Origin of the sequence: Paracraurococcus ruber, assembly GCF_004353985.1 — a bacterium.
Taxonomy (GTDB): Bacteria; Pseudomonadota; Alphaproteobacteria; order Acetobacterales; family Acetobacteraceae; genus Paracraurococcus; species Paracraurococcus ruber.
This window is the reverse complement of the sequence record NZ_SMOA01000381.1, coordinates 1-4,131: the sequence shown is the minus strand read 5'-3', so window position 1 is coordinate 4,131 and position 4,131 is coordinate 1. Positions and strand designations below refer to the sequence as shown.

The window sequence follows — 4,131 nt, the reverse complement described above, 5'->3', positions numbered from 1 at the left end:
GCAGGCGGCCCGGGCGGCCGGCCGGGCGCCGTGCCGCATCCGCCGCCGGCCGCTGCCGCCTGCGACGGTGGCCGCGCTGCCGCGTTATCGCGCCACAGGGCGACGGAGGCGGGGCCATGCGGGGTGCGGGACGACAGGCGCTGGCGGGGTTCGGCGCGGCGCTGCTGCTGGCTTGGCCGGCCCTGGCGCAGGCACCGCCGCCGGCGCGGGAAGCGCCGCCGGCCCGCATCGGGCCGGTCTGGGATGGCCGCGAGCACCAGCCCAACCCGGCCGAGATCGAGGCGCGCAGCCGTGCCCGCGGCCTGCCGGAGGCGCGCGAGACCCGCGATGCGCGGGATGTGGACAAGCTCTATCGCGACCTCACCGGCAGCGACCCGCAGGCGCAGCCGCGGACCAGCCCGCGCGATGCCGACCGGCGTTAGGGCCGGGGCCTGCGGGCGGGATCACCCGGGCAGGCGGTGACGCCCCGCTTGCAGGGGCGAGGCGCGGGCGGGCCTGACGACGGCCGGCCCCGCGGCGCGGCACCGCGCCCCGGGCCTGGGCTTGCGCCGGCGTCGGGGCGCCACGGCATATCGCTGGCCGCCCGGCCCGCCTGCCGCCATCACGCGCCCCGGCGATGCCGCGCCTACGGCGCCGGCGTCAGCACGCCGCGGCGGATCTGGTCGAGCTCGATGCTCTCGAACAGGGCGCGGAAATTGCCCTCGCCGAAGCCCTGGTCGCCCTTCCGCTGGATCAGCTCGAAGAAGATCGGCCCGATCACCGTGCCGGTGAAGATCTGCAGCAGCCGCCCGCCCTCAGGCGTCGGCGCGCCATCGGTCAGGATGCGGTTCGCCGCGAGGCGCGCGATCTCCGCCGGCGCCAGGTCGGGCATGCGCGTCGGCAGCAGCTCGTAATAGGTGTCCGGCGTGTCCATGAACTGGATGCCGTTGCCGCGCATGCCCTCGACACTCGCAAAGATGTCGTGGGTGCCAAGGGCGATGTGCTGGATGCCCTCGCCGCCATAGGCGCGCAGGTATTCCTCGATCTGCGACTTGTCGTCGCTGCTCTCGTTGATCGGGATGCGGATCTGGCCGCAGGGGCTGGTCAGCGCGCGCGACTTCAGGCCGGTCAGCTTGCCCTCGATGTCGAAGTAGCGGATCTCGCGGAAGTTGAAGAGCTTCTCGTAGAACTGCCACCAGACATCCATGCGGCCGCGATGGACGTTGTGGGTCAGGTGGTCGATCACCGTCAGCCCCTGGCCGACCGGATGCGGGTCCACGCCGTCCAGCCAGCGGAAATCCACATCGTAGATGCTGCCGCGCGGGCCGTAGCGGTCGACGAAATACAGCAGGCTGCCGCCGATGCCCTCGATGGCCGGGATGTTCAGCTCCATCGGCCCGACCTTGCCTTCGACCGGCTTGGCGCCGAGCGCGACCGCGCGCCGCCAGGCCGCGGCGGCATCGGCGACGCGGAAGGCCATGGCGCAGGCCGACGGGCCGTGCACGCGCTGGAAGGCCTGGGCGAAGCTCTCCGGCTCGGCATTCAGGATGAAGTTCACGTCGCCCTGCCGCCACAGCGCCACCTGCTTGCTGCGATGCACCGCGACCCGCGCGAAGCCGAGCCGGGCGAACAGCGCCTCCAGCGCCGGCAGGTCGGGGCCGGTGAACTCGACGAATTCGAAGCCGTCGGTCCCCATCGGGTTGGCGTCGGAGATCGTGCCGGCGAGCGGCGTGCGGTCGGGCGGGATGTCCATGATCGTTCCTTCCTCCTCAGGCGATGGGCGTGTCGCCGGGCGCGCTGCCGCCCGGCGCGATGGGCGCGGCATCGCGCGCCCCGGCCAGCAGGGACGGCAGGTCCCGCATGGCGGCGAACAGCGCGGCATAGCTGTCGATGACGAAATAGGTCGGCTGCAGCGCGTCGATCAGGTAGTCGCTGCGCAGCACCCGCCGTGCATCGAAGCGCAGCCGGCGCGGCGCCGCGCCATGGGTGGCATGCACCGTCTCGGCCGAGGAGCTGAGGATGCCGGCACCATAGGCGCGGAGCTGCCCGGCTTCCCGCACCAGGCCGAATTCCACCATGTGCCAGTAGAACCGCGCCAGCGGCTTCAGCGCGCCGATGCGCGCCGCCTGCTCGCCCAGCCGCCCATAGGCTTCCAGCATGTCGGCGAAGTCCGGCTGCGCCAGCAGCGGCACATGGCCGAAGGCGTCGTGGAAGATGTCGGGCTCCACGACATAGTCCAGCTCCTCCGGCCGGCGGATCCAGCGGGTGACGGGAAAACGCCGTTCCGCCAGGTGGCCGAAGAAGGCGCCGTCCGGCAGCAGCCCGGGGACCGCCACCAGGGTCCAGCCGGTGGCGGCGCGCAGCCGGGCGGAGGTGACGGCGAAATCCGGGATGCCGCCGGCGAAGTCGAGCAGCCGCAGCCCGTCGCGGAAGGCGGCGGCGGCATGCTGCGGCAGCAGCCCCGCCTGGCGGCGATACAGGGCGCGCCAGGTGCCGTGCTCGGCATCCGTGTAGTCGGCCCAGCGCTGCGGCAGGGTGAAGTCGGCCCGCGCCGCGGCATAGTCGCCCCGCAGCCCGTCCGGCAGGTCCCAGAGCTTCGCTTCCATGCCGCCCGCTCCCTCTCCAACGGACAGAATGCCCGAGTCCCGGGAGAGGTTTTCGGCGAATTGCGGCTGACCATGCGGTAGTCTTGGCGGAATCCGCCAACCAAGGAGCCGTTCATGGCGACATCCGCCATCGCGCTGGATGCCATCGACCGCCGCATCCTGCGCGCCCTGCAGCGCGACGGCCGCCTGCCGGTGGTTGCCCTGGCCGAGGCGGCGGGGCTTTCCCCCACCCCCTGCCAGCGCCGGGTGAAGCGGCTGGAGGAGGCGGGCGTCATCGCCCGCTACACCGCGGTGCTGGACCCGGCGCGGCTCGGCCTGCCGCTGCAGGCCTTCGTCATGGTGGCGCTGGAGAGCCATGCGGAGGAGCTGGTCGAGCGCTTCCACAAGGCGCTGGCCGAGCGGCCGGAGGTGCTGGCCGCCTATGCGATGAGCGGGGAGATGGACTACCTGCTGCATGTCATGGCGGCGGATTTCGAGGCCTATGCCGATTTTGCCCTGAAGGCGCTGCTGCGCATGCCGGGGGTGAAGGAGACGCGCAGCTCCTTCGTGCTGCATGCGCTGAAGCCGCCGGGCGACGTCCCGGTCTGAGGCCGGCATCCCGGCCATGCGCGCGGGGCGGCGCGCCCGGGCGAACCTGGCCGCCCGGCGGCGTGGGGGGAGGGGCCGCGGCAGGCGCCGGCGGCGGCCCGCATCCTCCCGCCCCGCATCAAGGACCGGGGAGCGCCGCCACCTGCGTCCATGCGGGCATGGCGCGGGGCCAGCGCCGTCCCGCATCATCCTGCCCGACCCAGCAGCAGCGGAGGGGGGCCGGATGACGGCGTGGCGGGCGGCGCGACCCTGCATCGGGCTGGCAGCCCTGGCCTGGCTGGCCGCCTGCGCCGCCCCGGCGCCGGCGGCGGAGGCCATCCCGGCGCTGGCGGGCATCAGCCCGCCGCGCCCGGTCAGCCGCCCCCCGCCGCGCTATCCCGTGCAGGCGCTGCGCAGCGGCGCGCAGGGGGAGGTGATCCTGCGCCTGCGCGTCGGCACCGCCGGGCGGGTGGAGGAGGTGGAGGTGCTCTGCGCCGGGCAGGACGCCACGCTTCGCCTGGCCTCGGAGGAGGCGGTGCGGGGCTGGCGCTTCGATCCGGCGCGCGATGCGGCCGGCGAGCCGGTGCCGGCGGATATCCGCGCCCGCTTCGTCTTCCGCTCGCCCGCCGCCCTGGCGCTGGCCGGCCTGCCGCGCGCCATCCGGCCGGTGCGCACCGCCTGCACCTGAGAGGGGCGTGCCGACCTCGCGACGCCTGCAGCGGTTTCCGGACGCCATGGCGCACGGCAACCGCTCCGGTCATTGGAATCGACGGGCATCCCCACCCGATCAGGTGAGTCCACCTGATCGGGATCTGCTCTGAGCCCCGGCGCGGCGCGCGGCACTGTGCGCCTGTCGGCCGGCCTGCAGCCTGGCCGGCGCGGGATGCCCCGGGACCGAAGGGGCCCGGCCGCAGCGCCCGCTGGACGGAGGCGGCACGCGGCCAGCGCCCGGGGCCCCCGCCGCCGCGGCGCAGGCCGG

General features: G+C 74.4%; 5 protein-coding genes. 3 read left to right on the top strand and 2 right to left on the bottom strand.

Annotation, left to right across the window (positions count from 1 at the left end):
• Positions 1-116: 116 nt before the first annotated feature.
• Positions 117-422, top strand: a complete 306-nt coding sequence (locus E2C05_RS29420) for a hypothetical protein (protein ID WP_133223175.1) — start codon at positions 117-119, stop codon at positions 420-422.
• A 203-nt stretch (positions 423-625) separates the two neighbouring features.
• Here the strand turns inward: E2C05_RS29420 and hppD are convergent, their stop codons facing one another.
• Both hppD and phhA read right to left on the bottom strand, forming a co-directional pair.
• The gene (gene hppD, locus E2C05_RS29415; protein ID WP_133223174.1) at positions 626-1,732 is read right to left on the bottom strand and encodes a 4-hydroxyphenylpyruvate dioxygenase; all 1,107 of its coding nucleotides are present in this window, start codon (positions 1,730-1,732) and stop codon (positions 626-628) included.
• Positions 1,733-1,748: 16 nt separating this feature from the next.
• Positions 1,749-2,585 carry a phenylalanine 4-monooxygenase gene (gene phhA / locus E2C05_RS29410; RefSeq protein WP_133223173.1) on the bottom strand — a complete coding sequence of 279 codons (837 nt, stop codon included), beginning with the start codon at positions 2,583-2,585 and terminating at the stop codon, positions 1,749-1,751.
• 114 nt (positions 2,586-2,699) lie between these two features.
• Between phhA and E2C05_RS29405 the strand changes: the two genes are divergently transcribed.
• Both E2C05_RS29405 and E2C05_RS29400 read left to right on the top strand, forming a co-directional pair.
• Positions 2,700-3,173, top strand: a complete 474-nt coding sequence (locus E2C05_RS29405; RefSeq protein WP_192912542.1) for an Lrp/AsnC family transcriptional regulator — start codon at positions 2,700-2,702, stop codon at positions 3,171-3,173.
• 223 nt (positions 3,174-3,396) lie between these two features.
• Positions 3,397-3,840: a TonB family protein gene (locus E2C05_RS29400; RefSeq protein ID WP_158292459.1), complete on the top strand. Its 444-nt coding sequence runs from the start codon at positions 3,397-3,399 to the stop codon at positions 3,838-3,840.
• Positions 3,841-4,131: the final 291 nt, after the last annotated feature.